The organism is Salipiger mangrovisoli (assembly GCF_015223355.1).
Classification (GTDB): domain Bacteria; phylum Pseudomonadota; class Alphaproteobacteria; order Rhodobacterales; family Rhodobacteraceae; genus Salipiger; species Salipiger mangrovisoli.
Genome location: NZ_JADFFK010000006.1, coordinates 59852 through 86108 on the forward strand (window position 1 = coordinate 59852; position 26257 = coordinate 86108).

The window sequence follows — 26257 nt, forward strand, 5'->3', positions numbered from 1 at the left end:
GCTAGCAAATACTACAATAGGTTGGCGAGTTTCCGCCAGACCGAAAATTTAGGCCTTTATTTAAGCTGCAGCCCAATAAAGCGGCGTAATTGTGTCCATTTTCAGACACATGCCAGGGATGAAATTCAAAGAGGCGCCTCTATATCGGCTCGCAAAAATGTTAACGTGGCATTTACCATTGTTAAGGTTTCCCGAGGTGCCATCTGGCGTTTGCGCCCGGCCTCAACCACGAGTGACCGGTGTTCCCACCCGGCGTGAAGGGCGCAAGGCCGCCAGCAGTGGGCGTTCGATCCAGAGATGCGCAAGGCATCCGGCCAGGGTCGCAAGGACCACAAGCAGCGTCAGCGACAGGAACGGCGTCAGATGCTGGTTCAGCTTTGCCGCGGTCACGATCTTGGTGAAGATCGACAGCGCGATGCCATGCACCAGGTAGATCGAATAGGAGGCGTCACCGAGGAAGACCAGACCCCGGTTCGAACGGATCCGCCCTGCCAGTTCCAGCCCGGCAAAGCCGGTCACCATCATGCAGGCAGCGACGCCGTAGATCACCGTTCGAAGCACATGCGACACTTCGGCCAGCGCGTAGGTATGCACGATGCCGTTCGCCAGAAAGATCGCCGCGCCGCCAAGCGCCAAGGTCCAGCCGAGCGGCGGCTTGACATGGGCATGAGCGAAAGCCGCTACAATTCCGAGCAGGAACAGAAGGTTGTAGATCGAAAACAGGAAATCGAACGGGTAGGCGATGGCCCCCAGACCCTGCGTCAGCGCTACGCCCAGCATCCAGAACCCGAACAAGGCCGCGCCCCAGCGGAGCGAGAAGAACAACGCGGTGAAGACGAAGTAGAAAAGGAATTCGTGACTCAGCGTCCAGGCAGAGTGGATCATCAGCGGCGTACCATCGGAATTCGGCACGAGGAACAGCGAGTGCAGCAAATTCTCGACCGAGAACCTGCCGTCGGCGGCCGAGGGGTACACCAGCATCATTGCCAACAGCACCAGCATGACCGCCCAGTAGAAGGGAATGATCCGCACCACCCGCTTGGTCAGGAAATTGCCAGCGCAGCTCGCGTCTCCGAACTGGTGCCTGTGGCTCAGAACCATGATGAAGCCACTGAGCACAAAGAAATACTCGACCCCCGCATAGCCCATGTCGAAAATTCGTGCCGCGCTGTCCCCGCCGTGCAGCCGCTGCGGCACGAAGAAGGTGTTCGCATGGAAGATGACCACCGCGATGGCCGCGATGGCGCGCCCGACCTGAAGGGTCGAGAAGCTCATTTTCGTGCTCATGCGTCCTGCCTTTCGTGTCGCGTTCTCAGACGCTCCAACCGCTGAAGTCCTGTCCCGTCATCTCGCGGAAGCGCGCAGCGTCCGGGGCGATATCGCGCCGCAGACGCTCAAGCAGGTCCTCGGGGAAATCCTTGGCCTTTCGCGGCTTGCCCCGCGCCAGCATCCCACGGATGCGGTCTTTCGTGTCGCGGCTGACCGCGCCGGTGATCCGCCGCCCCACCGGGCTCTGCGCGAACCGCAGGATCGGGGCGGGCACGCGCGACAGCTCGCGGCTGTCATTTTGTGCGCCCATGTCCAGCAGTTGGTGATGCGCAACGCCGATATGGTCGCAGACGTCGTCCATCACTGCCTGCGGATCGCGCACCAGCCGGTCGAAATCCAGCACGAGGATCTGCTCTTTCGGAAAGTGCTCGAGGAAGGCGTCCAGCTGCCGGGCGTAACAGCTTGCGTCGAGGATGTGCTCATACTCGTGGGTCCCGGCGAAATCGGCCGGGTCGGTGTCGAGCATCCCGAGGATGAAGCTGTGCCGGTATTGCGATTCCGCCCGCACCACCGGGTCGCGCACGATGTAGATCAGCCGCGCGTCGGGGCAGACCTCCGCCATGCGCGCCGGAACGCCGGGAAAGTCACGGCACTTGGTGTAATTGGGGCTGGCCTCGCCGCGGACCTTTCCGGTGTCGGTGAACTGGTCGGAGTACCAGCCGATCCCCTGCCCCCATGTCTTCTCGGCAACGAAGAAGTCGGTCTCCTTGTCGCGTGACATGTCAACCTCGGGGTGGAGCGCCAGGTAGCGGTAGAGCGAAGTGGTCCCGCATTTCATCGCGCCGATGATGATGAACTGCGGCAGCAACCTGCCCGAGTTGGCCGCCGCGCCATGCGAGGTCAGGGTCTCTGTAGTCATGAGGGTGCTCCGCCGTAGAGAGCCCGTTCGGGCAAGGCCAGACAACCGGCGCAGACACCGGCATGCATCGTGCCGCGCATCAGCCAGAAGGTGCGGCGTTCGGGGTTCGGCAACGCCAGCAGCGTCCGCGCTCCACAATAGGCGGATTTGACCCCCGCCGTGCCGAAGAGACGCGCCCGCGCGGGCAGGCTCTGCGCCGTGGCGGAATAGCTCTGGCCGATCCGGTAGCGGCGGCGCAGCAGCCAGCCAATCGACAGGCGCTGCTCCGGAACCTCCTCGGTGACCACGGCATCCTCGGCGATTGCATAGGTCGCGCCGAGGCTGCGCAGCCGGAAGAAGAACTCGGTGTCCTCGCCGCCCGACTTGCCGCGCGCCAGTTCAAAGCGTTCCGCCGCCCAGGGCGTAGCGGTCCAGCGCAGCAGCGCGTTGCAAGTATGGCCGGTCTCGACCACGCCGTTGCGCGGTGCGGCGTATTGCGAGTGGAAATCGCCGCGCTTCATCCATTCCGGGGCTCCGGGGCCGTAGACGGCACGGCTAGGGCCGAAGATACCATCGGCCCCGGTTTCGCGCTGCCGCGCGATCATCGTGGCCAGCCAGTCGGGCGCAGCAATCTCGTCATCGTCGAGAAACGCCGCCCATTCCGCCTCGACCGCATCCAGTCCAGCGTTGCGCGCGATCGAGATATTGGCGCCCGGCGCATGGATGTAGCGCAGTGGCATCGGCAACGTCTGCGCCACCGCTTCCACCCGTGCGCGTGCGGAGTCGGTGTCGTCGTTGTCCACCACGATGACCCGCAGCGCGACGCCCTCGGGCACGGCCAAGGCTCCCACCGAGCGCAAGGTGTCGGTAATATGTTCCCTGCGGAAGGTGCAGATGCAAAGGTCGATGTTCATCGGGCGTCCTTCTTGCTCGGATAGGCAAGTTCAGCCAGGAACCCCAGTCCCCAGGCAAAATGCATGCACACCAGCGCCGGTCCGACCCAAAGCGCGCAAAGGCTGCGCTTGCGGATCAGCGTCTGCGCGGTCATCGCCGCCACCGCGGCGAGATAGAGCGCCGGCACCGCCAGCGCCCAGGGAAACACCGGGGCGAGCAGCAACGACAGCGCCGAAGCCGCCACGACTATCGGCGGAACGATCTGGCGCAGGCGCGGCCGCATCCGGTGCTTGCGGAGGGTCTGCGCCCTGCCCTGCCCATAGCGGCGGTACTGTTTCGCAAGCTTGGCCAGCGTCGGCCGCATCACGTAGTCGAGCCGGATCCCGGCATCGAGCCAGATGCGGCCACCGGCCAGCGCGACGCGGTGATCGTATTCGGCGTCTTCATTGGCGATGAAGCCCGTATCGTAGCCGCCGACCCTGCGGTACATCGCCAGGTCAAAGCCGGCGTGATGCCCGTGATCGACGTATTGCGATGCGGCTCCGCCGCGATGCGCAGACCCGCCCGAGCCCAGCTTGGTCTCCATCGCCCAGGCCGATCCACGCTGGAAACACGACGGCCCGACGGAATCCATCACCGTCGCCAGCCCCGCGACTTCGTGCTCGCGCAGACTGTCGGCGACCTGAAGCACGTATCCCGGCCGGTAGTGAGAATGCGCGTCGACCCGCACCAGGATGCTGTGCCGCGGGTCGGCGCAGGTTTCAACCACCAGGTTGACCGCGGCCGATTGCAGTTTCAAAGGGTTGTGGATGACCCGGATGTTGGGATGGGTCCGGCCCATCGCCTCGACGATCTCGACCGTGCGGTCGGTGCTGCCACCGTCCGCCACGATGATCCGCACGTCCCGCATCTGCGGCGAATCCTGAAGCAACGCCTCCAGCGTGCGGGCGATATGCGCCTCCTCGTTCAGCGTCGGGATGGCAACGAGGATTTCCGCCGGATCCACCAGCCGCGCCATGATCGGGGTGCCCGACATAGAGGTCATGCTGCGATCCCCGCTCGAACCCGGTCGATCACCTCTTCGATGTCCGCCTGCGATTGCACGAAATCCGCGTCCGGCCGGTCCAGGAGCGCCTGCCCCCGCGCGACGATCTCCTGTCGCGGCAGCGATTCAAGCAGGGCCAGCAGCGCATCCCCCGATGCGTCGTCGAGCACCCAGCCAAGCCCGTCCGACCCGACCCTGCGCCCGGTCTCGGTCCCCGCGACGGCGATGCTGGGGCAACCGGCCCAGCTTGCCTCGTAGATGCGGTTGGGCAGCAGCCAGTCGGAATTGTTGCCCCGCTGCCAGAGGTCCTGCGCCCAGACCGCGTCGCAGCCGCCGTAGATATCGGCAAGGGCGCCCGGATACTCGTAGGGGCCATGGAAGGTCATGTTGGGGCGCGCATCGATGACCGCGTCGAAATCAGGCAGCGTGTGCCGGTGCACGACGCCGTGGATCTCGACCTGCACCCGGTCGCCCATGCGGTCCGCGACTTCGGCCAGCAGCTTCAGGCTTGGCGCGCAGCGGATCGTGCCGACCCAACCTAGCCGCAGCGGCCCGTCGCCGGCAGGCGCGCGGAGGCGCGGGCGTGGCGGCAGCGCCGCCCCGGCGGCCAGCTTGTTCTCCCATAGGGCCCAGGGCCCATCATAGCCCTGCATCGGCCCGAAATATTCGCTGATGAAGCTCGGCGAAGACACAACCACCAACTGAACCTTGGCCAGCAAGGCGCGCTCGGCGGCGCGCATTGCCCTGCCCTTTGCCCCGTCGCCGCACAGCGAGCCGTTGATGTCGAGGCACTCGTAGATCAGCGGCACATGCCCTGCCCCGGCGATGGTCCGGGCGGCCTGGGCAATCGCCAGCATGTCCATGTTCCGCGCAAAGATCATATCCGCGCGGCGCAGCCGATCGCGGTGACCCGCCATTTTCAGAACCGAGCCCGCCACGACACCGGCGCGCAGAAGCAGGTTCTCGTCCTTGGTGTTGTAGAGATGGGTGTTGGGCCACTCCGGCTCGAAGTCCTGGTTCATGTTCTGTCGGCGCATGGTGAAACTGCGCACGTCATGACCGGCCGCGACCATCGCACGGATCCGACGAATGGTGGAAATCTCGGACACATCGAAGCCAAAGACTTCGATACGCGCCGGACGCACCTCGGGCGGGTTGCGCGTGCCGTCAGCGGCCATGACTGGCCTCATCCGCGGCACGCGCCTGCACCGTTTCATTTCTCTGGCTCATGATCGGGAGGTCTCACTGGTCCAGGTATGTCGTGAATGTGGGGCGGACTCAGCTGTAGTAGTCGCTGATCTTCAGATTGTTGTAGGCCTCGAACTTGCGGATCGACGCGCGGGTGTAGAGCACGCCGAAGATCCGGTCGCGGAGCTGGTCGCGATGGCGCAGCGCGGCCTTCACCGTTTCCTTCGCCGTCGCTCCCCAGCGCACCGTCAGCACCACCGTGTCGCAGAGCGTTGCCAGAAGCTGGGTTTCCGAGACGCCGTTCAGCGGTGGAAGATCGACGATCACGTAATCAAAGTGCTTGCGCAGCTCGTCAAACACCTCTTCCAGCGCCGCGGTGTCCTTCGGCGCGTAGAGTTTGAAGTCGTGCTGCGCGCTGTTGCCGATCACCGCCAGACCTGGGAAATCCTCGATCGGTTGCAGCGCAGCTACCGCGCGTTCCCGGTCGATCAGGAACTCCGACAGCTGGTTCGGTGCCGGCAGCACCGGTCCGAGCAGCTTGGTCATCTCGCCGCTGATCAGGTCAAGATCGACGATCACCGCCGATTCCCCACGCCGGGCGAGGAAATTGGCGAAGTTGAAGGCCGTGGTGCTCTTGCCTTCGTCTCGCTCAGAAGACGTCAGGCCAACAACCAGCCCGCCGCCACCTTGCCGCGATCGCCGCGGATAGGCCAGCGACAGCTGCACGTGCATGGAGCGCATGGTCTCGGCGGTCAGCGAATGCGGCCAACGCGCGGCGAAATCGAAATTCCGAACCGCCTGCGGCAGACCTCTCAGCACCCGCGAGCGGGCCTGGGCCGCCAGTTCCGGGTTGTTCGAGCGCGAGCGCTTCTCGTCGGTGCGGAAGTTTGGCACGAGCCCGAGGAACGAGAGCCCAAGCGTGTCGGTGACATCGTCGCCCGTGCGGAAGCGGTTATCGATCGCCTCGAGCAGGAAGATCAGCCCGAGCGCGAGCACAATCGCCCCGAAGACCGCCATGACCACGACCTTTTTCGAGGCAGGTGCGGATTTGGAATCCGGGGCCACCGCCCAGGCGATCACCCGCGCCGAGGTCGTGTCGAAGGTCAGCAGCTGCGAGGTGCTGTTGTATTCTTCCAGAAGCCGCTCGTAGAGCTCACGCTTGGCCTCGGCCTCGCGTTCGAGGCTGCGCAGTTGCACGGTTTTCGAGGCGTCATTGGCGTAAGAGTCGCTCAGCTCGGCGATCAGCGACTGTGTCGCCGCGATACGGCGGTTCAGCGCCTCGGCCTGGCTGTTCAGGCGGTCGCGGATCTGGCTGTACTGGTCGATGATCAAGTCCCGGGTCTGCGCCTTACGCTTCACCACGCTCTGCACCACCGGCGCCGAGGCGTCCCAGGTCAGCATCAGTTCCTTCTCTTCCTGGAGAAGCTGGGCGTAGCGCGACTGGAAATCATCAAGCGCCTGGCTGCGCTCCTCGGGCGGCACCTGCACGGCATCGATCGCCCCGGAGTCGATCTGCTGCGAGATCTGCGAGATCTGCACATCCAGAGCCAGGGCTTCGGTCCGCAGGCCGACGAGATCCTCGTTCGCCGCGTTGAGCGCGATCTCGCTTGGCAGCAGCTGGCCCTCGGCGGTGAGCAGCATGTTCGCGCGGCGGTAGTCGGCAACGGCGCGTTCCGCGGTCTCGACCGACTTGCCAAGTTCTTCGACCCGCGAGGCCAGCCATTCCTGGGTGCGCTCGGTGCTGGCGATCTGCTGCTGGCCCGAGACGGTGAGATATTGCTGCATCAGAGTGTTCACCGCGGTGCGGGCGAATTCGATCCCAGGCGCGGTGTAGGAGACGTCGATCACGAAGCTGCTGCCTGACCTCTCGGCCTTCATCTTGCGGATGAAGTTCTTGCGGATCGATTCCTCGCGGCGCTCCTCGCGCAACTCGGGCGTCAGATCGGCGGCAGGATCGCTTTCAGCCGAGGCCGGATTGAGATTGCGCAACAGCGACGAGACAAAGGACGGCTCGTCCTTCTCGGTGGGTTCATAGAGACCGAGGTCCCGCGCCGCTCGGCCAGTCACCTCGCGCGAGGTCAGCACGCGAAGCTGGCTGTCCACGGTCAGGGCGTCGGACATCAGAAGCCCGGCGGGCATCCCCTGCCCGTTGGCTTCCGGGCTCTGACCGACGCGCGGATCGATCAGAATGGAGCCGCTGGCCGTGTAAAGTGGCGTTGCATTTACCAGCAGAAGAAAAGCCAGGACCAAGCCACCGAAGACGAAGGCCGCGAGGATGCGCTTGCGCCGCCAGACCTTCGACAGGGCGTCCCTCAGGACGGAACCGAGTTCGATCGCAGGCAGGAAGCGGTCACGGTCCTCGATCTGGAACCCTGTCTGGCTGTTTCGGTCAAAACTGTTCATGTATTTGCGCCGTTCCTCAAAAAGTCTTCAACTGTCCGTCTTGCTTAACAAACGCGCACAACACGCCCGGACACAACTCGCCACAACTCTATCAACACGTCAGATCTCTATCCGTTCCACTCAACAGTTCGACGACAACGGATGGGCCTGCCAATGTTTCCTGAGTGCGCGACATGTAGCGGGTGATCAAGGGAAATCGGCCACCACGCCCGGAATGCAGCAGGCACTTGCTCATTTCTCAGCTATTCTACCATTAGCTGAACACTTCGTGACGCTTCGGCGCGCGCTTCGGCGCACGACCGGCAATCAGAGCTTTCCATTCGCGCGGTGCCGCGCCAGACTCCGGGCGATAGATCAAGCAACCAACCGGACATTCTCATGCGTAGATTTCAAGCAACCTTTGTCGGGATCGGCGGCCAGAAATGCGCCACCACCTGGCTTTACGGCGTGCTTCAGCAATGCCCCGGTGTACGGGTCAGCGACGAGAAGGAAGTGGATTTCTTCAGCTATTACTTCGACCGCGGCTACGAGTGGTACGAGCGGAACTTCGCTGCAGAGCAGCAGGTGCAACACCGCGGGGAAATCTCGCCGTCGTACCTCATCCACCCCGCCGCCGCCGCGCGCGCCGCTGCCTACAACCCCGATCTGCATGTCTTCGTCACGCTGCGCGACCCGGTGAAGCGCGCCTTCTCGAACCACCTGCACGAGGCCCGCAAGGGGCATATCAGCGGCGACAACCTGCTCTTCGAGACGGCGCTCGGCAACAACCCGCTCTACCGCGATCAGGGATGCTACGCGACTCACCTGCGCCGCTGGTTCGACCACTTCCCCGCAGAGCGCATCCACGTCTTCTTCCAGGAAGAAATCAACGCCGACCGCGAGGCGATGGCCCGGCAGGTCACCGATCAGCTTGGGCTGCCGCCGCTGGAGGATTTCCTCGATCTGCGCGCCAACGAAAGCGTGCGCTACCGCAATCCGGTGGTCGGCGAAGCGCTGTGGAAGGTCGGCAACTACGCCCGCCGCAACGGGCTTGGCCGCGTCGTCGAAACGGTGAAATCCGCGCCGGGCATCAGCCAGCTGCGCAGCGCCAACCGAGAAGCGATGAACGCGGTGGTGCAGCCGATGAAGCCCGAGACCGAGGCGATGCTGACCGATTTCTACGCCGATGAGGTCGCCGCGCTGGAAAAGCTGCTCAACCGGCCGACCCCCTGGGAGCGGTACAAGCCTGCGGCCCTCCGGGCCTGAGCCCAGAGAGCCGCCGGAGCCGGGGCATCCGCCCCGGCCTCAGCCCAGCAGGAAGCCGTCGTGCGACTGCTGTAGAATGTCGATGGTGGCAACGTCGTCGAAACAGACCTTGAAGACGCGCTGAGGTCCATCGTCGGTGTCCACCACCACGAAGACCGCGCCGTTCTTCTCCAACAGGTTGATCTCGACATCGGCCTGCCCTTCGAGTCCGGTCACCAGGATCTGGTCGCCCTCTGCCGCATTGAAGTCGCCGATCACATCGACGTCCCCGCGATCCTGCATGTTGAAGATGAAGGTGTCCGCGCCGGCGCCGCCGCGCAGAACGTCGCGCCCTGCCCCGCCGTTCAGCACATCATCCCCATCGTCGCCGATCACCTTGTCGTCGCCGGCGCCGCCGAGGATCGTGTCGTCTCCCGCGCCCCCTTTGAGGATGTCGTCGCCCGCGCCGCCATCAAGCCAGTCTGCGCCACCGCGAGCAACCACCATGTCGTCCCCCGCACCGCCGCTGATCGAGTCCGTGCCGTTGTCACCGCGCAGCTTGTCGTCACCATCAGTGCCGCTGTGCCGCGTATCGAAATCGAGCACGGTCTCCGTGTCAGTCTCCTCGAAGACCTCGCTTGGCACCTCGATGGCCGGGATCTCGGCTTCGGGCTCGGGCAAGGTTGCGGGGCTGCCGCCATCGGTTTCGTCAAGCTCCTCCTCGGTCACCTCGCCTCCGGGTGCCGGCGTCTCGATCAGCATGCTGTCGCCATAGCTCGCAAGCAGGTCCGAGAAACTGTAGGTCTGGTCGATGAAGCTGAAGACCTCGATCTCGCTCACCCAGGACATGACGTCTGCGCCGATCGACAACACCAGCATGGCGGTCTCGGTGAAATAGCCGCTGACCGCCGAGAACAGCGCATCGATGATCAGCGTGTCGCTGCCCGCGCCGCCGACAAGGCTGTCCTCGCCCGCTGTCAGGTAGAACACATCGTCGCCGCGACCGCCGTCCAGAAGATTGTCGCCCGCGTTCCCCGCGAGCGTGTCATCGCCGTCGCCGGCAAAGATGTTCTCGATCTCATCGGGAGTGTCGATATCGATCTCGACGCCGGCAATCATGCTGGCGAGCTTGCCGCGGAGGTCGATCACGCTGTTGCTGGTGACTGCCGAGGCGTTGATCGTGTCCTCGCCGCCATCCAGGTCGGCCAAGCCGTGGCGCTCGCCGTCCGCGGCATAGAGCGTCCCCATCTCGTCGGAATAGTAGTAGAGGTCGTCGACCAGATCGTCGGTATCGCCGAGGATCGTCAGAGTCACCCCGTTCAGCTTGCCCGACAGCGGCGCACCATCGCTGCCCGTCGCATCGGGGTTGCGGTTGTATATGTCCAGCGTCCACGTGCCGCTGCCAAGTTCGCCCATGCTCGCCACCGAGCTCAGCTCGAAATTGCGCAGCGCGCCGATGTAGCTGCGGTCTTCGATGCTGTAGACCAGCTGGACCGTGGTGCCCTCGGGGCTGGTCAGATAGACATCTATGTCGCCGGTGTTCGTCCAGCGCAGGTTCATCGACAGCTGGACATGCTCGACCTCGATAGCCGTATCCACCTCAATGCCCAGCGAGATGTGATCCACGCTCCCCGCGATCAGGCTAAGGTTGCTGTCCACCGCGACCGTGACCTCGTCCAGCGTCGCGGCGGTCTGCTGCTTGGTCCAGCTCTCGGCAAGCCGAACCGCGTCATGCACGTTGAGGAACCCGTAACCGAAGGAGTCGCTGTAATGCGCGCCTCCGCCGTTCACGTTCTGCGTGCCCGTCTCGATCCAGCCGATGCCGCCTTCCGCAGGCGCTCCCAGGCCATCCTTGCGTGCCGACAGCGCCAGGATCTGCTGGATGTCCCGGTAACCGAGCTCGGGGTTCGCCTCGAGCATCAGCGCGATGGTTGCCGACACCGCCGGCGCCGCGAAGGACGTGCCGGTCGGTTGCGAATAGCGATTGGCCGCCGCTGTGGTGAGCACGTTTTCACCGGGTGCCGACAGCAGCACGTTGGCCCCAAGGCTGGTCGACTCCCAGGCATCGCCCGACGGCGAGACCGCACCGACCGCGATCACATAGGGTGAATTCTGGAAGTTGTGGTAGTTCGACGATCCGCCGACACCGGAATTCCCCGCCGAGAAGACCACCGAGGTGCCGAGCCCGTCGCGCCCGTCGGCGGCAAGGTCTTCAAGCGCCTGTCCATATTCGGCATAGGCCGACCCGGCAAAATTGTCGCCGAAGTTCTGGCCGAAGCTCCAGCTGTTGTTGACCACGTCGAGGGACTTTGCGGCCTTCAGCGCTGCAAGCACCATGTCCACGACGGTCTCGCTGGAATAGTCGATCGCAAGGCCAACCAGCGTCGCCCCATGCGCGATACCGACCGAGCCCTTGCCGTTGCCGCCCTCGGCGGCAATCACACCGGCCACGGAAGTGCCATGCGAGTCGATCATCTGTTTGGAGTTGATCTCAACCTCGTCGGTGCCCGAGACAAAACTGTAATCGAGGGACAGGTCGTAGGCCGAGGAAAGGTCGACGTGGTTGAAATCGATCTGGCTGTCGATCACCCCCACTTTCACGCCTGCACCGCTGTAGTCTTCCCACACGGATTCCACGTCGATCTTCAGCGTCGTTCTGCTAGAGCCCTGAAGATACCAAGTCAAATAGACCTTGGGATCGGACGTGAGGTCTTCAATTGAGACACCGCTCGCGGCCACCGTCGTCATAGAGAAACTCCTATCGCTCGACGGCCAATGCGCTGCCGTCCTGCGTCGGGTTTCGAGGTCAATCGAGGCAGAAGCTTGACTTCGGCTGGCCCGCACTGGGGCAAACCGCGCCTTGGGGCGTCGAGGCCGGTTTCACAGGGTTGTTTTCGGGATACGTTGCCATTTTGCACCACATCTGTTGCATTCAGGAACCGCATGATACCCATGGACGCCTGAAATAGCGGCAACAAACGTCCCTACGCGCAACGCAACCAACCTGCACCGGTGCTGGGATTGTGACCGGAATCGGCAACCCCGGCGGCAATGCCGCCAGGGCAGAGGCTGTTATTGGTTCAGGTCCGATCCGACCGGGCGGACCGCAACAATCAGCGTCTCCCCGGGGAAGATGGGCGAGTTCGGCGTCAGCGCCGCGCCCTCGCTGCGCCCCGGACGGGAGCTTTGCAGCGCGTAGTCGACCACAACCGACGATTCGTCGAGCAACGCACCGGTCTGCCCGCCGGAAAGCAGAGCGGTGAGCTCCGCTGCCCGATCATATTCGACGCGCAGCGTATCAAGTTCGGCAAGCAGCTCGTTCTGCTCGCCGAGCGCCGCCTCACGCTGCTCGGTCAGGTAGCTTGCGCGCTCGCGCTCCGCACTCGAGATTGCGCGGGTCGCATTGAGCTTTGCAGTTTCGAGTTCGAGGATCTTGCTGCGCGCCGTTGCCTCGTTCTCGACGGCGTCGGAAACGCGGGTCGACGTCTGAAGCCCCCGCTCCTGCAGGCTGCGCGCGTCCTCGAGCGCCTTGAGGTATACTTCCGAGATGGCACGCTGTGCCTCGATCCGATCATCGAAATTCGCGGCCTGATGGGTGATCGTCTTGATCTCCTCGTCCCAGAAGGCAAGCAGCGTGACGCTGCGCTCGCGCTCGGATGCCAGCACCTCTGCCTCGCCCTCGATGAGCCGGTCGAGGTCGACCGCCGCCGCCGAGGGAAGCAGCGCCGCCAGCTCAGACGTCAGCTCGACCCTTGCCTCGTCGCCGGCGAGCTGGGCCCTGACGCGGGCAAGCTTGGCGACCGCGGCGGCGATCTTCAGATTGGCTTCGCGCATCTGGCTCGACGCCAGGGCACGGGCGCGGGTGACCTCGATCCGGTTCACGCTGCCGGCCACGCTGCCGCCCGAGATGGCCACGGCCGAGGCCACGGTCATGCCGGGGAAATAGTCATGACGGCCGGGCGAGCCGACATCCCCAGCCACGATGACCGGCGCGTAGGCGGTGATCACCACACTCACCTGAGGGTCGACGTAGAGCCCCCGTGCCAGCATCTCCTGCGCCAGCGTCTCTTCCGCTTCGTTCAACGTCATCCCGGCAATCGCGACGCCGCCGATCTGCCCGATCCGGACTTCGCCGTCGGTGTCCACCATCGTCTCGACCGGGGCCTCGACGCCGGAGATCGTCAGGATCACGCTGTCCCCCGCGGTGATGCGATACGGGTCCGCCCAAAGCGGCTGAGAGGAAAGAATTGCCGCGCCTGCAGTGGCAAGCAGCCTCGAAAAAGCCTTTGTCAGTCTCGTCAAATCACCGAGCCTCAAGCTGTGCATCTCCCCATCGATTGGTACGGGGCACCCGTCCGATTCCGCAAGGATATTCTGGGCTTTTTCATGGGTTGCCACGGCCGTTGCCGGGACAGCGGGCAGCGCGCCCGGCCCTCAGTTCGGCGCCAGCAAACGCTCCAGGTTCTGCATCAGGCTCTCGACCAGCTCGGCATCCACCCGTTTGCCGTCGACCCGGATCACCCAGCCGCGCGCATCTTCCTCGGCGGCAAGCTGCACGCCACTGCCGGTGGTGCGCGCCGCGGGGGCTGCCTGCTTCTTGGGCCGCCCGCCCCGCGCCGGGTTGCGCACCGTCGGCGTCAGCGCATCGAGCGCCTTGCCCAGCAGCGCCGCCTCGTCCTCGGCATTGCGGCGGGTGGGATCACAGAGCACGTCGCGCAGCGCGCCCTCCTGCCCGTCGCGCAGCGCCGCAGCCAGCTTCAGGCCAAGCGTCTCCTTCATCGCTTCGGGGAATTTCAGCAGGTCGCCCAGTTCCTCGAAGACCAAGGCAAAGGATCGGATCTTCGACCGCTTCGCCTTCGAGGCCACCGGGAACAGCGCGTTGACCGCTTCCTCGACGCTGCCAAAGGCACCCTGCTGCGCCGAGAGCACCGAGATGCGGCCGCGCTCGTAATGGGTCAAGCCCGAGCGCACCTCGTTTTCCTCGACCATCGCGGCAAAGGCGCCGCCCATGGCGTCCGGGTCACGCACCAGCGCCGGGATCACCGTGAACTTCTCGCCCTGCCAGTAGTCGGCCAGCTCCTGGAAAACCATCAGGCGGCGGTAGCCCGACAGCAGCCCCCATCGTGGCGAGCTGCCCTCGCCCATATCCCAGACCTCGATCGGCAGCCGCAGCCCGTTTGCGATCACCGACTGCTTGAGCTCGTCGAGTTCCTCGCGCGACAGCGCCATGCGGTCGCGCACCATGGCTTCCAATGCGATGTCGGCCACCGGAAGCTCGCGCACGACCAGACCCTTGGCCTCGGCCTCGCGCAGACGTTCGGCATCGGCGCGGGTCTTTGCGTCGGCGACCCGCACCGCCGACGGCCGGCTGTCGAGCGAGGCGGCGGTTTCCGCGGCGACCTGCGCGATCGGTGCACTCAGCGGTCCGCGCGCCGGGGCGGTTTCGCCGCGAAACTCTTCTTCGTAGCGCTTCAGGTCTTCGGCGCTGGGGGTTTCCAGCTTGCGTCTCTTCACCATGTCACTGTCCCTCCTGCTCGGCCTTGGCCATCTGCTGATCCCGCCACCACGTGCCGAGTATGACTTCCTTCACCTCGGCCCAGGTGCGATCGAAGGTTTCGCGTCCCCGCACATAGGTGTCGCGGTTGAACTCGCGGTAATCGGTCTCGTAGATACCCGAGACCTGCTCGCCCGCCTGCCCGACCATCGCCGTCACCTCCTGGCGGTAGGTGGTCATGAAGTCCCCGAAATAGGCCTGGATCACATTCGCCAGATCGGTCTGCTGCGCCGCGTCGAAGCGCGTGACCAGCGCCCGCACCGCGTCCCATTCGAACCGCATCTCGGGCAGTCCGTCGGCCCGGCGCTGGCGGTTCTCGCCCTCCTCGATCGAGGCGAAGGTCGAGTAGATCATGTCGAAGAAGCGGCCCGTCGAGTCGAACTCGAGGAAGGACGCGCCAAGCGGCACCAGCAGGATGTCGGCGGCGGCCAGCGCGTTGATCGTCAGATAGCCGAGCGCCGGCGGCGTATCGAGCAGGATGATGTCGTATTCGTCGAGCATCCCGCTCTCATCCAACGCATTCGACAGCGCGTCCCAGAGCGCCCAGCCCCGCATCTGCATCCGCCAGACCGGAACCTGGAATTCCGCCCAATAGAGGTTCAGCTGCGCGCCGATGAGATCGATGTTGGGCCAATGGGTCTTCTGCACGAGGTTTCGCGGCGAAACCTCCAGCGCCTCGCGCAGCGTCTCGTCGAGCGCGAAGGGCGGCTGCCCTTCGGCCTCGCGCACCTCGTTCTCCTTTTGCAGGCTCTGCGCATAGTCGCGGGCGAGCAGGGGGAAGACCGTCTGCCATTCGTCCTCGACCTTTCCGCCCATGATCGAGGTCATCGACCCCTGGCTGTCGAGGTCGATCACCAGCACCTTGTAACCATCGAGCGCGGCGGACATGGCCAGGTGCGCGCAGGTCGAGGTCTTGCCGACGCCGCCCTTGAAGTTGGCAACCGCAACGACCTTCGCCGGAAGCCCCTCGGGCCGCCAGCTCTTGTACTGGCGGTTCTGGGCACCTTCTTCGGCAAAGTGCTCGCGCAGGCGCAGCACCTCTTCAAGCGTGAACCACTTGGAGCCGCCTTCGCCTTCGCCCTGCGGCAATTGCGGGTTCTGCCGCAGCACGCGCCGCAGGTGGCCGGGATCCACGGGTATGAGGAAGCGGCAGACCTCCCAGGTCGAGAACTTGCGCAGTCGCTTGGCACCATCGGGCGCATAACCGCGCCGCGCAAGGTCGTCGCGCCCGCGCATGGCGAAAGACGCCGCCTTGGCAAAGCGCGCCGTGTCGATGGGCGCTGCAAGCTTGGCGGCCGCGTCTTCGGGAGATACGTTGAAATAGGGCGGCAATGCCGCCTTCGCTCCAGGTTTCTGTGCCATGTTGCCTCGGTAGATGTCCGCCGTTTGGGGCGATATTGGGCAAACTATGGCACATGCTCTGCACGATGGGAATCTCGAAGCAGGCTCTCGCTCCTCTAAATTCCTCGATTTACACGTAACAGAGCCTGTTATGTTTCAGGTATTGTGGGTTTTTAAGATCTTTGAGTTCGGAATAACCGATTTAAAACAGTGGTTTAGTGTAAGGTAGGTGCCCATATGCAGGGTGATGGGTACCTCGGCACGGTGCCGAAGGGACCCGTTTTCAGGACAACTGGCTCCGATTCTCGGTGCAAAGGTCCCAGTTTGCGGGTTCAAGTGCCTTTTTGGCCTGTTCAGACCCTATCGGGAACGAATCGGGCGCGGTCTTTGCAAGATGTCCACAGGCCTGATCCTGCAAACGGATACCTTTCGCCGGGCCCCGATGCCAGGGCAAAGCCCATAGGTGCCCGTTTGCGGTACACGGATTGATCGCCGATTAGGTTCCTGTAAGTCTCTTGCTGGAGGATACCTAATACGGGATACTGCCCGCCAACCGGGGCGAGTCGAGACCTCGGCTAGGGCAGGGGCCGCGGGGCGGCCCGGAAGACAAGGGCAGACCACCGATGGACCAGGACCGGCCAGCGAACCCCGTCGTACTCAGCGACGACATTCCTCGAGACACGCTGACGGGCAGCCTCCGGCGTGGTGCGGTGAAGAAGCATGTCGCGGCGATCCACGTCTCAGGCAAGCTCACGCTGCTGCAGCGCAAGCTGTCGAATGTCTTGCTGCTCAACGCCTATGACACGCTGACCAGCCATCAGACGCACCGGATCGACGCGCGCACGCTCTGCCTGATGATCGGCTACAACTCGAACGACATGGACAGCCTGAAACAGTCTCTGCGCGGCCTCGCCGAGACGGTTGCCGAATGGGACATGCTCGACGAGGAGGGGCGTCAGGAATGGGGCGTGTCTTCGCTGCTCAGCTTTGCCAAGCTCAAAGGCGGGGTCTGCGAATACGCCTATTCGCCCGCGCTGGCCGACAAGCTGCACGATCCCAAGGTGTTTGCGCTGATCAACCTGAACATCCAGCGGCGCTTCACGTCGGGCCACGCGCTGGCGCTTTACGAGAACTGCTATCGTTTCGTGCGCACCGGCTCGACCGGCTGGTGGTCGCTCGACATCTTCCGGCGGCTGATGGGGGTTGGTGACAGTCCCTATTACGAGACCTTCAAGCATCTCAACGCCAAGGTCATCAAACCGGCGGTGGCCGAGGTGAACAAGACCTCGAACATCGTGGTCACGCCCGAGCTGCGCAAGATGGGCCGTACGGTGACCGACATCCGCTTCCGCATCGCCGAGAACCCGCAACTGGCGATCCTCGATCTTGATGACGGCGAGGGCATCCGCAACTCGCCGCTTTATTCCAGGCTGCTGGCGCTGGGGGTCTCGGACCGCCTGGCGCGGCAATGGTTGGGCGAACACGGCGAGCCCTACGTCCGGGCCAAGCTCGACTACGTGGCGGGGCAGGGCGGGGTGAAGAACCCTGTCGGCTACCTGACCAAGGCGCTGAAGGAGGACTACCGACCGACCGAGCCGGAAACCCCGGCGCAGGTTTCGTCGCGAAACCTCTCGCCCGAGACCGCGGCCCGCGCGCGGCGGCTTGCGAAGATACGGCAATTGGCCGAGGCGCGGACGCCGACCCAGCGCGACGCGGATAAGCGGCTCTTCCTGTCGCGGCTGCGCGGGTCGGCGGCGGATGACTTCGAGCGTCATGGCTGGATGTCGGCGCTGAACGCCGAGGCGATCCAGGCCTTCTGGGAAGAGCTGTCGCCCGGCGCCTTCGACCTGGGCGACAGCGCGTAGCGCGCCTAGTTCCCGGCCTCGAGGGCATCGAGGAACGCGGCTTCGGTACCGCCTTCGATCAGCAGCGAGCGGCCTTCGGCGAAGCGGACTTCGAGACCGTGCGGCAGCGTGGTGAGCTGCCACTTGGAACGCCACGCAAGATCGGCGGGCAGCACCTCGATCACATCACCAGATTTCAAGCCGCGGATGCGATCGTTGCCGCCGCCGAGCCGAAGCCGGGTTCGCGCCGCCTCGGGTGCGATCACGTAGAGATCGTCGCCGGTGCCGCCGGACAGCGTCACCCGATCGGCACGGGTCTCGAGCCGGGTATCGCTGGCGCTGGCACGCAGTTCCAGACCGGGCCTGCGCGCGATTGCGTAGGTGATGTCACGCGGCAGGCTGTAGGGGATCCAGGTCTCGACTTGGTCAAGCCCGCGACCCGCTGCAACCTCGATGGTGCTCCCAGGGTTGCCGATCATGAACCGGTCGGGGGCTTCGGTTCCGATCATGCGCACCGGTTTGCCCTTGTCGTTGAACCATGCCCCCTGAAACGGACTTTCGAGCAGCCCGTCGCCATCGGCGTCGATTTGCGGGCGCTTGCTGTCGCCAGCTTCCCCGTGCCAACTGTGCAACGCTTCAGACCAGCGCACGCGCAATTGCTCCGGACGGACATCCTCGACTTGCAGATCGCGCAGGATCACGGTGTGCGGCCACGAGGGATCGGAGCCGCTGGGCAGCCAGACGTCCGGCCCGACCTGCGTCAGGCGGGTCAGCGCGTCCTCGCTGTCGGTGAAGGGGTAGCCCTCGAGCTCGATCACGTCGTCCGCGTCGAAGCCCTCGATGATCTTCTGCGCGCGCCCCCGCGAAAGCCGTATTTCGTTTGAGCCGCCTGACAGGCGAATGATGTCGAATCCGCCCCCGGGCGCAATGACATCGTCGCCGGGCGTGTCGAGGATGACACTGTCCGCATCGGAGTAGGGCGAGTCGCCATCGGCCATGGACAGGATCGTCTCTGGCTCCAGCGCCCGAACGGTGATCCGGCGGATGCGGAAGTCATTCTCGGGATCAAGCACGCGGTCGATCGCTTCGGGCCGCGGTGACCAGAAACCGCCGCGCGCGGTGAATTGGTCGTTGGCAATGATCACCATCGGCAGCTTGAGATCGTCTGGCGTCGGCGTCTTGAAGATTTCCTTCAATGTTTCCCGTGTCTTGCCGAAGTAGAAGGTGATTTCTTCGGGGGTCCAGAGCGCGGCGTAGACGTTGAACTCGTCATAGATATTGGCGTCGAGGTCTGTCTGGTTGTTGAGCTGCGTGAATTTGAAGATGTCGCGCTTGCCCTGCTTCTTGAGCCGCGGTGCGGGATCGGCGGCAAAGGGGTTCTCGACATCCACCGATTGGGTCGGATTGCCGTCCGCGTCGAGCGCATCGAAGAAGACCGCGGTATTGAAGGTGCCATCCTTGGGCGTCGGGCTGTCGAGTCCCGCGCCATAGGCCTCGAAGACGTCGATCTCGGGCGGCCAGCCGTTCCCGGCAAACGTCATCCAGAAGGCAGGCCAGCGGCCCTTGCCCCGTGGCATCCGGGCTTCGATCTCGAAATAGCCATAGGTCTGCGACCAGGTTTGCGCGGTGGTGATGCGCGCGGTGCCATATTTGACCTTGTCGGCCCGATTGCCCTGGCCGTTTGCCTGCATGTACTCGCGCACCATGGGCAGCAGGGCGTCGGGCAGGCGGGCGCTGCGCAGCGAAAGGCCGTCGTCGGTGAGCACGCGCAGCGGCGGCAGCAGGGCGTCGGCCTCGGGCGCGAGGATGCCCGTGTCGAGGAACACCGCCTCGGCGGCGTTGGTCATGATGCCGCCGTTGCGCCCGTCGGTGGACCAGAGCCCGCTCTTGCCGTCGTACCGGTTGAAGCCGTCGGAAAAGCTGTCATCGATGATCGGTATCGTGCCCGTCAGGTCTGGTCCGGCCAGAGCGCCCTGCGGCAGTATGGCCAGCGCGAGCAACAGGGAGGCGTATCGCATAGGTTCAACTTTCCCGAGAAGTGAGAGCGGCGGCGCAAGCCCCCGCGGTCGCGCGAACGGTAGCATCCGCGTCCCGATTGTCACCCCGGCGGTGCCGGGCTCCTCGCGCAGTGTTGAGCGCTCCGGGGGCGCGATAGGAGAAAAATTGCTCCTTGGTGTCATATTGATGAGTTTTTCCTCGCGCACACAAGTTTTGGGAGTGGTGCGGCCGTTCGTTTTTGGCGAAGACCGGATTCCACGCTAGAACCAACCTTGCCCGCACGGGCCATTGCACCGAGCTTGGTGCGTAGACGATTTCAAGGCTGCCTGTTGAAGATGAAACGCATTCACTCGATCCAGTACCTCCGCGCGATTGCTGCGCTCTCCGTCGTGGCACTGCACACCGGCAAGCGCGCTGGCGAAAGCCTGCCGGGCCCGGTGCACGACGCGCTGCCCCTTGGCAACGCCGGGGTGGACCTGTTCTTCGTGATCAGCGGTTTCATCATGTGGAGCATCAGTCGCAGGTCGGAATCTGACCCGGTCGATTTCCTGCTGCGGCGTGCGGTGCGCGTCGCGCCCACCTACTGGATCGCGACGCTGGCCTGGGTCGCCTTCGTCACCCTTGTCGGCTACTCGTGGATCACCGTCACCTTGCCGCATCTGCTGCGATCACTGGCGTTTGTGCCGCATTACAGCCCGACATTCCCCGATGAGGTCTGGCCGGTTCTGGTGCCGGGCTGGACCCTGACCTTCGAGATGTTCTTTTACGCGATGTTCGCGGCGACGCTGCTGATCCCCGATCGGCTTCGGCTTGGGGCGCTGCCGCTTGCGATGGGCTGCCTGGTGCTGCTCGGCTTTGCGCTTCAGCCGCAGGCGGCCTGGGCCAAGACCTACACCAGCCCGCTGCTTCTGGAGTTCGTCGGTGGCTGCCTGGTCGCTGCGCTGTGGAGCCGGGCTCCCGGCGGGATGGCTCGGAATGTCTGCGTGCTGGCCGCGGGGGTCGCGATCCTGTGCCTTTTCGGGCTCGACGTGGACGTGCGGGATCACCTGCACCGCACCGTGATCTATGGGAGCGCGTCGGTGCTGATCGTCTCGGGCTTTGCGGGGCTTGGCGATGCGCTGCCCAAAATGCCGCTGCTCGAGCGGTTGGGGGATGCCAGCTACTCGATCTACGTCTTCCACATGCTAATGGTCCTGCCGCTGGCGGAACTCTGGCAGCGCAACGACGTCCTGCCCAAGACCGGGCTCACTGCGGTGCTCTTCGTGCTGGTGACGATGTTCGTGGTGTGCAGTGCGGGCCTGTGGCTGTTCCGAACGGTCGAGACACCGCTGAACCGGACACTGAGCGGGCTGTTGCGCGCGCGACATGAAGCTTCCAAGGTCGCGAGCCGCTGACATGGCGCTCGTGGAACCGCACCGGCCAGCCTTGAGCGCGCGCCGCGAGTCGGCGGACATCTGGGCCTTTGCCGATGTGACGCTGCTCTTCCTGGTGTTCTTCGTCAGCTCGGACTCGTTCATCCAACTCGGCAAGATCCAATCGCTGACCTGGATGATGTGCTACGCCATCGCGCTGCTGCGGTTTGGCATGCTGTGGCCATATTTCTTCCCGGTCCTCATGCGCAACAAGGTGCTGTTCATCTACCCGGCGGTCTGCATCGCCTCGGTGATCTGGTCCTTCTCGAAGGGCAGCACGCTGGTGGCGAGCCTTCAGCTGACAATGTCGATGATGATCGGCTGCTATCTTGGGTGGCGCTATTCGCTGACCGTGATCATCAAGGCGCTCACCATCGTCATCTCGATCTCGGTTTTTCTGTCAATCCTGCATTGGGCAACGGGAATATTTCCCTGGCCGGTCTACACGCGGGCAGGGGGGCTGGCGGGGCTTTACTCGCACAAGAACATGTTGGGGCAGCGGGCCCTGTTCGCGGTGATCGCTATCATGGCCGTCTGGCTGATGCGCAGCCGCGAGGCCGGCACGCTTTTCAAGGTGGCGCTGATCCCGACGATGTTCGTGACGCTCTTCGCGCTGGTCCTGTCGCAATCGATGACCTCGGTGCTCTTGCTGCCGGTCCTCGGCGGCATGCTGTTTGTCATCGGTTCGCGCCGGATCCCATCGCTTGTGGCGTTCCCTTCGGCTGTTCTCGGGCTGATCATGTTTGCGCTGGTGCCGGTGCTGCTGGGCCTCTACGGAATCGATCCGGTGCAATCCGTGCTCGACGCGGTGGGGAAATCCTCGTCGCTGACCGGGCGGACGACGCTTTGGGAGGTTGCGCGCGGGGTGTCGGCGCAGCATCCGTTCTTCGGGGTCGGATACGGCGCATTCTGGCAGGCCGGGGAATTTGCGCACGAGCGGTTCATGACTCAGGAGGCGGGGGCCACCACGAGCCGGTCCTTCCACAACTTCGTCTTTGAAATCCTTGTCGGCACGGGCTGGCCCGGCTTGCTGGCGATGATCGCGCTGCTCCTTGCGGCGACCAAGCAGCTGCTGCGGCTCTACGCCCTGCGCGGCTCTGCCGCCGCCGCCGGCGGCCTTGTGCTGATGGTCGGGATCATATTCACCTCGCTGCTGGGCACCACTTTGTTCCGCGGTCATGAGTTCATGCTGATCCTGGTGGTCATCTTCATCGTGAGCGGCCGGGAGGAATGGACCTCCGGCGCTGCGCAGGGCGCACATAACCGCGCCTGAGCGCCGCATTTTTCACCTCAAAAGCTGCGTGAACAATTTCCCGGAGATCCTCACGGGAAAGTTAACCTGATCTTACCCTATGGTCAGCTATACCCTGACCCGTGGTTATGCTTTGGGTTGAGTAACCCCATGGTTAAGCCTAAGTCAGAACAGGTGTTTTCTGTTTTAAGGGTGTGGGAGTTGCTTGGGGAACACTCGTTAAAAGTGCAACGCCTGTTCAGAGAAGTTACACTCATCTGAAGGGACAGCACCATGACGATCGTGGGAACAGACGACCGCGAATGGCTGCGCACGGAAGCAGACGGGGACACGATCCTCGCCCTTGGGGGCAATGACTACCTACAGAACAGGCACTCGGGAACGACGCTCGTCGGCGGCGATGGGAACGACCAGTACCGGCTTTACGATCCCGACGCGGAGATCGTCGAAGAGGCAGACGGGGGGCACGACACGATCTGGGCCTGGCGGTCGATGACCATCCCGGACAACGTCGAAGACCTGGTGTTCAAGGCGGTGAGCAACTGGCACGCGATCCGCGGCAACGACCTGGGAAACAAGATCGTCGCGGGAAAGGGCACGCAGTCCTTCTCGGGGGGGCTCGGGGATGACACCATCACCGGCGGTGCCGATGCCGACACCTTTTCGATCGAGGCCGGGCACGGGCACGATGTCATCACGGACTTCGAGGTGGGTGTCGATCTACTGACGATCTGGATGCCCGAGTTTGCCAGCTTTTCCGACATTCTGGCCGCCTCCGAGGATACGGATGCGGGGCTGGTCATCACGCTCGGCGAGGATCAGTCGGTCACCCTGGAAGGCGTGCAGAAGGGCGAGATTTCGGCGGAGGATTTCGGCCTTCAGGAACTGCCGCTGCCGGAAGGCTACACGATGGTTCTGTCTTTCGAGGACGGTTTCGACGATGCCGGTTCGCTCACGAGCGGCGCCTGGAACACCCTGGCGCAGATCGGACACCCCGTCACCACGGTCATCTCGCGCGGCAACCGCGAGCACACCTACATCGATCAGGCGATCTACGACGAGGAAGGGAACATGCTCGTCGAGAACCCGCTTTCGGTGAAGGACGGGATCCTGACCATCACCGCCGCGCGCACCCCCGAGGCTGCCGCCGATCAGGTCGCGACCGAGTGGGTTTCGGGAAAACTCGACACGTACGACACTTTCAAACAGACCTACGGCTATTTCGAAGTGCGCGCCAAGGTGCCGGAAGGGCAGGGGTTTTGGCCGGCCTTCTGGCTCACCAACAATGACCATAGCTGGCCGCCGGAGATCGACATCCTCGAGATGATGGGGGAAAAGACCGACGTCTATCGCACGGCGGTTCACAGCGCGATCTGGGGAACCAAGGTCACCGCTTCGGGCAATTCTCTGATCCCTGACGCCAGCGCGGATTTCCACGTCTACGGTATGCTTTGGACACCGCAGGAGATCACCTTTACCTTCGACGGCCACGTGATGTTCTCGATCCCCACGCCGACCAACATGCACGACGAGATGGCGATCACGCTCAACCTCGCCGTGGGTGGCTGGACGGGGGGCTCGACCGAAGAGACGCCTGACTCGGGCGAGTTCCAGATCGACTACGTCCGCGCCTACGAAATCCCCGGCATCGAGGAACTGCCGCGCAACGAGGACATGAGCGCCTTTGGCGATCTCGAGTCGGGAGTGCTCAACACCAGCTCTTCGAACCAGACGGCGCTCTACGACGACGTCATCTACACGGCGACGGAAGACACGCCTGACCTCATTGTGTCAGAGGGGGAAACCGCGACGCTCGTCGGCGATGCCGGTAACAACCTGCTGACCGGAAACGAGAATGGCACGACCTTCAACGGTTGGGACGGGGATGACACGATCATCGCGAGCGCGGGCCAAGATTATCTCATCGGTGGGGACGGTAATGATGTGCTCGACGGTGGCGTGGGGAACGACACGCAGGTGGGTGGCACCGGCGACGACACCTACATCATTCGGCGCGGCGACGGGGCCAGCGCGCCCGCCCGCGACCTGATCATCGAGGCCCCGGACGAAGGGTTTGACACGATCTATTTCGCCGACCTCCTGCCTGAGGACATCCGCAGCTACATCGACTGGGCGCGCTGGCACATCGTCGTGCAGGGCGAGGACGGCCCCGAGTACTTTGCGGTGAAGATGGTGCAGGGGCTCGGGGGCAGTGATCTTGGCAGCTACGTCGAACGCGCGGTTTTTGCCGACGGGACTGTCTGGGATCTGACCGCCGGGCTGTACCTGTCGGCGGATGACGAAAACAACGTCAGCTCCGGAAGCATCCACGACGACACGCTGCGCGGCAATGGCGGGGACGACACGCTGGTCGGCATGGACGGCGACGACAATATGGATGGCGGCGAAGGAACCGACATTCTCTACGGCTGGAACGGCAACGATTACATGTTCGACAGTGGATCGGGAGACAGCGACAGCCTGTATGGCGAGGCCGGAAACGACACGCTGGTGGCTGGGGCCGGGATCGACCTGCTCGATGGCGGAGAGGGTGATGACAGCCTCGTCGCCAGCCATGACGGAGACATCCTTGTCGGCGGTGCGGGGAACGATACGCTGCGGGGGCAAAGCGCGGCCGACACGCTCGACGGCGGCGACGGGGACGACTCGCTCTTCGCGGGTGGTGGCGACGATCTGCTCGACGGCGGCGCGGGAGACGACCGGCTGCTTGGCGAAGCGGGCAACGACACGCTCCGCGGCGGTGCCGGTAGCGACCGTCTGCTTGGGGGGCCAGGCGAGGACGTGCTGTTCGGCGATGCGGGTGACGATATCCTTGAGGGTGAGGCGGGGAACGACTGGCTTCAGGGCGGTGCCGGCGATGACAAGCTCTACGGCGGCAAGGGCGATGACACGCTCGACGGCGGGCCGGGCCGGGACCGATACGAAGGGGGCGAGGGGGCCGATCTGTTTGTCTTCAGGCTCCACGAGATCGACCGCGACACGATCGTCGATTTCGGAGCGGAGGACCGGCTCATCCTTCAGGTGGAGGGAGAGCTGCGCGATATCGCGATCAGCGATTTCAAGAACAAGATCTTCATCGAAGACAGCGCGACAGGCGAAATCTTCACGCTGATCGGCAATGCTGCAACAGCCAGCGATGTGGAATTGCAGTTCATATAAACAGGGGGCCGCTGCGGAGTGCGCCGCAGCGGCCCTCGCGGAAGACCGCGTCAGGCAAAGTCACGCGTCGTAGCCGAGGCTCTCGAAATCTGCGGCAAAGGCGGTGCGCAACAGGTCCTTGCTCGACGCACTGAGAAGGTCTCTTGGCGCGGTCGTCTTGACGGTGGTGTTTTCCCGCGGAAGTGTCAGCGGCCCGTCGATCTTCTGCGCGATGCCGGCCCAACCCTGATTGATCTCTTCCAGCTTCAGGATCTCGTCGACGATGATCTTCCCGTCGGGGTCGGTGATCCAGTCCATGCAGGGTGCAAACATGATCGGCTGGTCGAGAAGCTGCGCGTTGTGCTTGCCCCACACTTGCTCGACCCAGGTGTTGAGGTCGAGTGTGCCGTCCCCCATTCCGGTCTGCCGGGTGCGCACCCGGTAGCGATAGAGAGAGGCGACGCGATCATAGGGGTGCCGCACCAGCGCGAAGGTGAACAGCCGGTCCCAAGCACGGCGGCCAATCTTGCGGCGCCGCTGCTCGGCGGTGTCGTGGATCTTGACCGGGATCGAGAGCGCCTTCTCGATGCTGGTTCCGCCGCATTTGTTGATGTGGATGAAGGCATAGTCGCCCCGGCGCTTTTGCTGACGCAGGTAGCGGTAATGCGGGTTCTGGCGAAGTTCAGTTGAAACAGATTGGGCCAGACCGAGGGCTGGCGCAGGCACAGCATTCTTGACGGCCAAAATGGCGCGCTTCTTTATCGACACGTGAAACC

17 protein-coding genes are annotated in these 26257 nt (G+C 64.0%); 5 read left to right on the plus strand and 12 right to left on the minus strand.

Annotation, left to right across the window (positions count from 1 at the left end; genetic code table 11):
* Positions 1 to 222 precede the first annotated feature (222 nt).
* The 6 genes from IQ782_RS09405 to IQ782_RS09430 all read right to left on the minus strand — a co-directional run bounded on the left by IQ782_RS09405 (position 223) and on the right by IQ782_RS09430 (position 7697).
* The gene (locus IQ782_RS09405; RefSeq protein ID WP_194134376.1) at positions 223 to 1275 is read right to left on the minus strand and encodes an acyltransferase family protein; all 1053 of its coding nucleotides are present in this window, start codon (positions 1273 to 1275) and stop codon (positions 223 to 225) included.
* Between the two features lie 37 nt (positions 1276 to 1312).
* Complete coding sequence (locus IQ782_RS09410) at positions 1313 to 2188, minus strand: sulfotransferase family protein (RefSeq protein ID WP_194134377.1); 876 nt, start codon at positions 2186 to 2188, stop codon at positions 1313 to 1315.
* Positions 2185 to 3081 carry a glycosyltransferase family 2 protein gene (locus tag IQ782_RS09415; RefSeq protein WP_194134378.1) on the minus strand — a complete coding sequence of 299 codons (897 nt, stop codon included), beginning with the start codon at positions 3079 to 3081 and terminating at the stop codon, positions 2185 to 2187. The genes IQ782_RS09410 and IQ782_RS09415 overlap by 4 nt, the downstream gene beginning before the upstream one ends.
* Positions 3078 to 4106 (minus strand): glycosyltransferase family 2 protein, encoded by a 1029-nt coding sequence (locus IQ782_RS09420; protein WP_194134379.1) that lies wholly within the window; start codon positions 4104 to 4106, stop codon positions 3078 to 3080. The genes IQ782_RS09415 and IQ782_RS09420 overlap by 4 nt, the downstream gene beginning before the upstream one ends.
* Positions 4103 to 5284, minus strand: a complete 1182-nt coding sequence (locus IQ782_RS09425) for a glycosyltransferase (protein ID WP_194134380.1) — start codon at positions 5282 to 5284, stop codon at positions 4103 to 4105. Before IQ782_RS09425 ends, IQ782_RS09420 begins: the two co-directional genes overlap by 4 nt.
* 100 nt (positions 5285 to 5384) lie before the next feature.
* Positions 5385 to 7697, minus strand: a complete 2313-nt coding sequence (locus IQ782_RS09430; RefSeq protein WP_194134381.1) for a GumC family protein — start codon at positions 7695 to 7697, stop codon at positions 5385 to 5387.
* A gap of 378 nt (positions 7698 to 8075) precedes the next feature.
* On the opposite strand from IQ782_RS09430, the gene IQ782_RS09435 reads away from it, so the two are divergent.
* Positions 8076 to 8942 (plus strand): sulfotransferase, encoded by an 867-nt coding sequence (locus tag IQ782_RS09435; RefSeq protein ID WP_194134382.1) that lies wholly within the window; start codon positions 8076 to 8078, stop codon positions 8940 to 8942.
* 39 nt (positions 8943 to 8981) lie between these two features.
* On the opposite strand, the gene IQ782_RS09440 is transcribed toward IQ782_RS09435, so the two are convergent.
* The 4 genes from IQ782_RS09440 to IQ782_RS09455 all read right to left on the minus strand — a co-directional run bounded on the left by IQ782_RS09440 (position 8982) and on the right by IQ782_RS09455 (position 15837).
* Positions 8982 to 11669, minus strand: coding sequence for a S8 family serine peptidase (locus IQ782_RS09440; RefSeq protein ID WP_194134383.1), 2688 nt, complete (start codon positions 11667 to 11669; stop codon positions 8982 to 8984).
* Between the two features lie 324 nt (positions 11670 to 11993).
* The gene (locus IQ782_RS09445; RefSeq protein ID WP_277347841.1) at positions 11994 to 13247 is read right to left on the minus strand and encodes a polysaccharide biosynthesis/export family protein; all 1254 of its coding nucleotides are present in this window, start codon (positions 13245 to 13247) and stop codon (positions 11994 to 11996) included.
* Positions 13248 to 13355: 108 nt separating this feature from the next.
* Complete coding sequence (locus tag IQ782_RS09450) at positions 13356 to 14438, minus strand: ParB/RepB/Spo0J family partition protein (RefSeq protein ID WP_194134385.1); 1083 nt, start codon at positions 14436 to 14438, stop codon at positions 13356 to 13358.
* A gap of 1 nt (position 14439) precedes the next feature.
* Positions 14440 to 15837 carry an AAA family ATPase gene (locus tag IQ782_RS09455; RefSeq protein WP_194134386.1) on the minus strand — a complete coding sequence of 466 codons (1398 nt, stop codon included), beginning with the start codon at positions 15835 to 15837 and terminating at the stop codon, positions 14440 to 14442.
* Positions 15838 to 16439: 602 nt separating this feature from the next.
* Between IQ782_RS09455 and IQ782_RS09460 the strand changes: the two genes are divergently transcribed.
* On the plus strand, positions 16440 to 17681 hold the full coding sequence (locus tag IQ782_RS09460; protein WP_194134387.1) for a replication initiation protein: 1242 nt from the start codon (positions 16440 to 16442) through the stop codon (positions 17679 to 17681).
* Positions 17682 to 17686: 5 nt separating this feature from the next.
* On the opposite strand, the gene IQ782_RS09465 is transcribed toward IQ782_RS09460, so the two are convergent.
* On the minus strand, positions 17687 to 19678 hold the full coding sequence (locus tag IQ782_RS09465; RefSeq protein WP_240989203.1) for a glycoside hydrolase family 16 protein: 1992 nt from the start codon (positions 19676 to 19678) through the stop codon (positions 17687 to 17689).
* Between the two features lie 315 nt (positions 19679 to 19993).
* Here IQ782_RS09465 and IQ782_RS09470 point away from each other — a divergent pair, with 315 nt between their 5' ends.
* The 3 genes from IQ782_RS09470 (at position 19994) to IQ782_RS09480 (ending at position 25502) form a co-directional block, all read left to right on the plus strand.
* Positions 19994 to 21052, plus strand: a complete 1059-nt coding sequence (locus IQ782_RS09470) for an acyltransferase family protein (RefSeq protein ID WP_194134388.1) — start codon at positions 19994 to 19996, stop codon at positions 21050 to 21052.
* Between the two features lies 1 nt (position 21053).
* Positions 21054 to 22343: an O-antigen ligase family protein gene (locus IQ782_RS09475; RefSeq protein WP_194134389.1), complete on the plus strand. Its 1290-nt coding sequence runs from the start codon at positions 21054 to 21056 to the stop codon at positions 22341 to 22343.
* A gap of 252 nt (positions 22344 to 22595) precedes the next feature.
* Positions 22596 to 25502, plus strand: coding sequence for a family 16 glycosylhydrolase (locus IQ782_RS09480; protein ID WP_194134390.1), 2907 nt, complete (start codon positions 22596 to 22598; stop codon positions 25500 to 25502).
* 60 nt (positions 25503 to 25562) lie between these two features.
* Here the strand turns inward: IQ782_RS09480 and IQ782_RS09485 are convergent, their stop codons facing one another.
* Positions 25563 to 26249: a sulfotransferase family 2 domain-containing protein gene (locus IQ782_RS09485; RefSeq protein ID WP_194134391.1), complete on the minus strand. Its 687-nt coding sequence runs from the start codon at positions 26247 to 26249 to the stop codon at positions 25563 to 25565.
* Positions 26250 to 26257 lie beyond the last annotated feature (8 nt).

Bases quoted from the DNA above. Each gene is read 5' to 3' on its own strand.
- IQ782_RS09405 (WP_194134376.1), bottom strand. From the start codon at position 1,275: ATGAGCTTCTCGACCCTTCAGGTCGGGCGCGCCATCGCGGCCATCGCG.
- IQ782_RS09410 (WP_194134377.1), bottom strand. From the start codon at position 2,188: ATGACTACAGAGACCCTGACCTCGCATGGCGCGGCGGCCAACTCGGGC.
- IQ782_RS09415 (WP_194134378.1), bottom strand. From the start codon at position 3,081: ATGAACATCGACCTTTGCATCTGCACCTTCCGCAGGGAACATATTACC.
- IQ782_RS09420 (WP_194134379.1), bottom strand. From the start codon at position 4,106: ATGACCTCTATGTCGGGCACCCCGATCATGGCGCGGCTGGTGGATCCG.
- IQ782_RS09425 (WP_194134380.1), bottom strand. From the start codon at position 5,284: ATGGCCGCTGACGGCACGCGCAACCCGCCCGAGGTGCGTCCGGCGCGT.
- IQ782_RS09430 (WP_194134381.1), bottom strand. From the start codon at position 7,697: ATGAACAGTTTTGACCGAAACAGCCAGACAGGGTTCCAGATCGAGGAC.
- IQ782_RS09435 (WP_194134382.1), top strand. From the start codon at position 8,076: ATGCGTAGATTTCAAGCAACCTTTGTCGGGATCGGCGGCCAGAAATGC.
- IQ782_RS09440 (WP_194134383.1), bottom strand. From the start codon at position 11,669: ATGACGACGGTGGCCGCGAGCGGTGTCTCAATTGAAGACCTCACGTCC.
- IQ782_RS09445 (WP_277347841.1), bottom strand. From the start codon at position 13,247: ATGCACAGCTTGAGGCTCGGTGATTTGACGAGACTGACAAAGGCTTTT.
- IQ782_RS09450 (WP_194134385.1), bottom strand. From the start codon at position 14,438: ATGGTGAAGAGACGCAAGCTGGAAACCCCCAGCGCCGAAGACCTGAAG.
- IQ782_RS09455 (WP_194134386.1), bottom strand. From the start codon at position 15,837: ATGGCACAGAAACCTGGAGCGAAGGCGGCATTGCCGCCCTATTTCAAC.
- IQ782_RS09460 (WP_194134387.1), top strand. From the start codon at position 16,440: ATGGACCAGGACCGGCCAGCGAACCCCGTCGTACTCAGCGACGACATT.
- IQ782_RS09465 (WP_240989203.1), bottom strand. From the start codon at position 19,678: ATGCGATACGCCTCCCTGTTGCTCGCGCTGGCCATACTGCCGCAGGGC.
- IQ782_RS09470 (WP_194134388.1), top strand. From the start codon at position 19,994: ATGAAACGCATTCACTCGATCCAGTACCTCCGCGCGATTGCTGCGCTC.
- IQ782_RS09475 (WP_194134389.1), top strand. From the start codon at position 21,054: ATGGCGCTCGTGGAACCGCACCGGCCAGCCTTGAGCGCGCGCCGCGAG.
- IQ782_RS09480 (WP_194134390.1), top strand. From the start codon at position 22,596: ATGACGATCGTGGGAACAGACGACCGCGAATGGCTGCGCACGGAAGCA.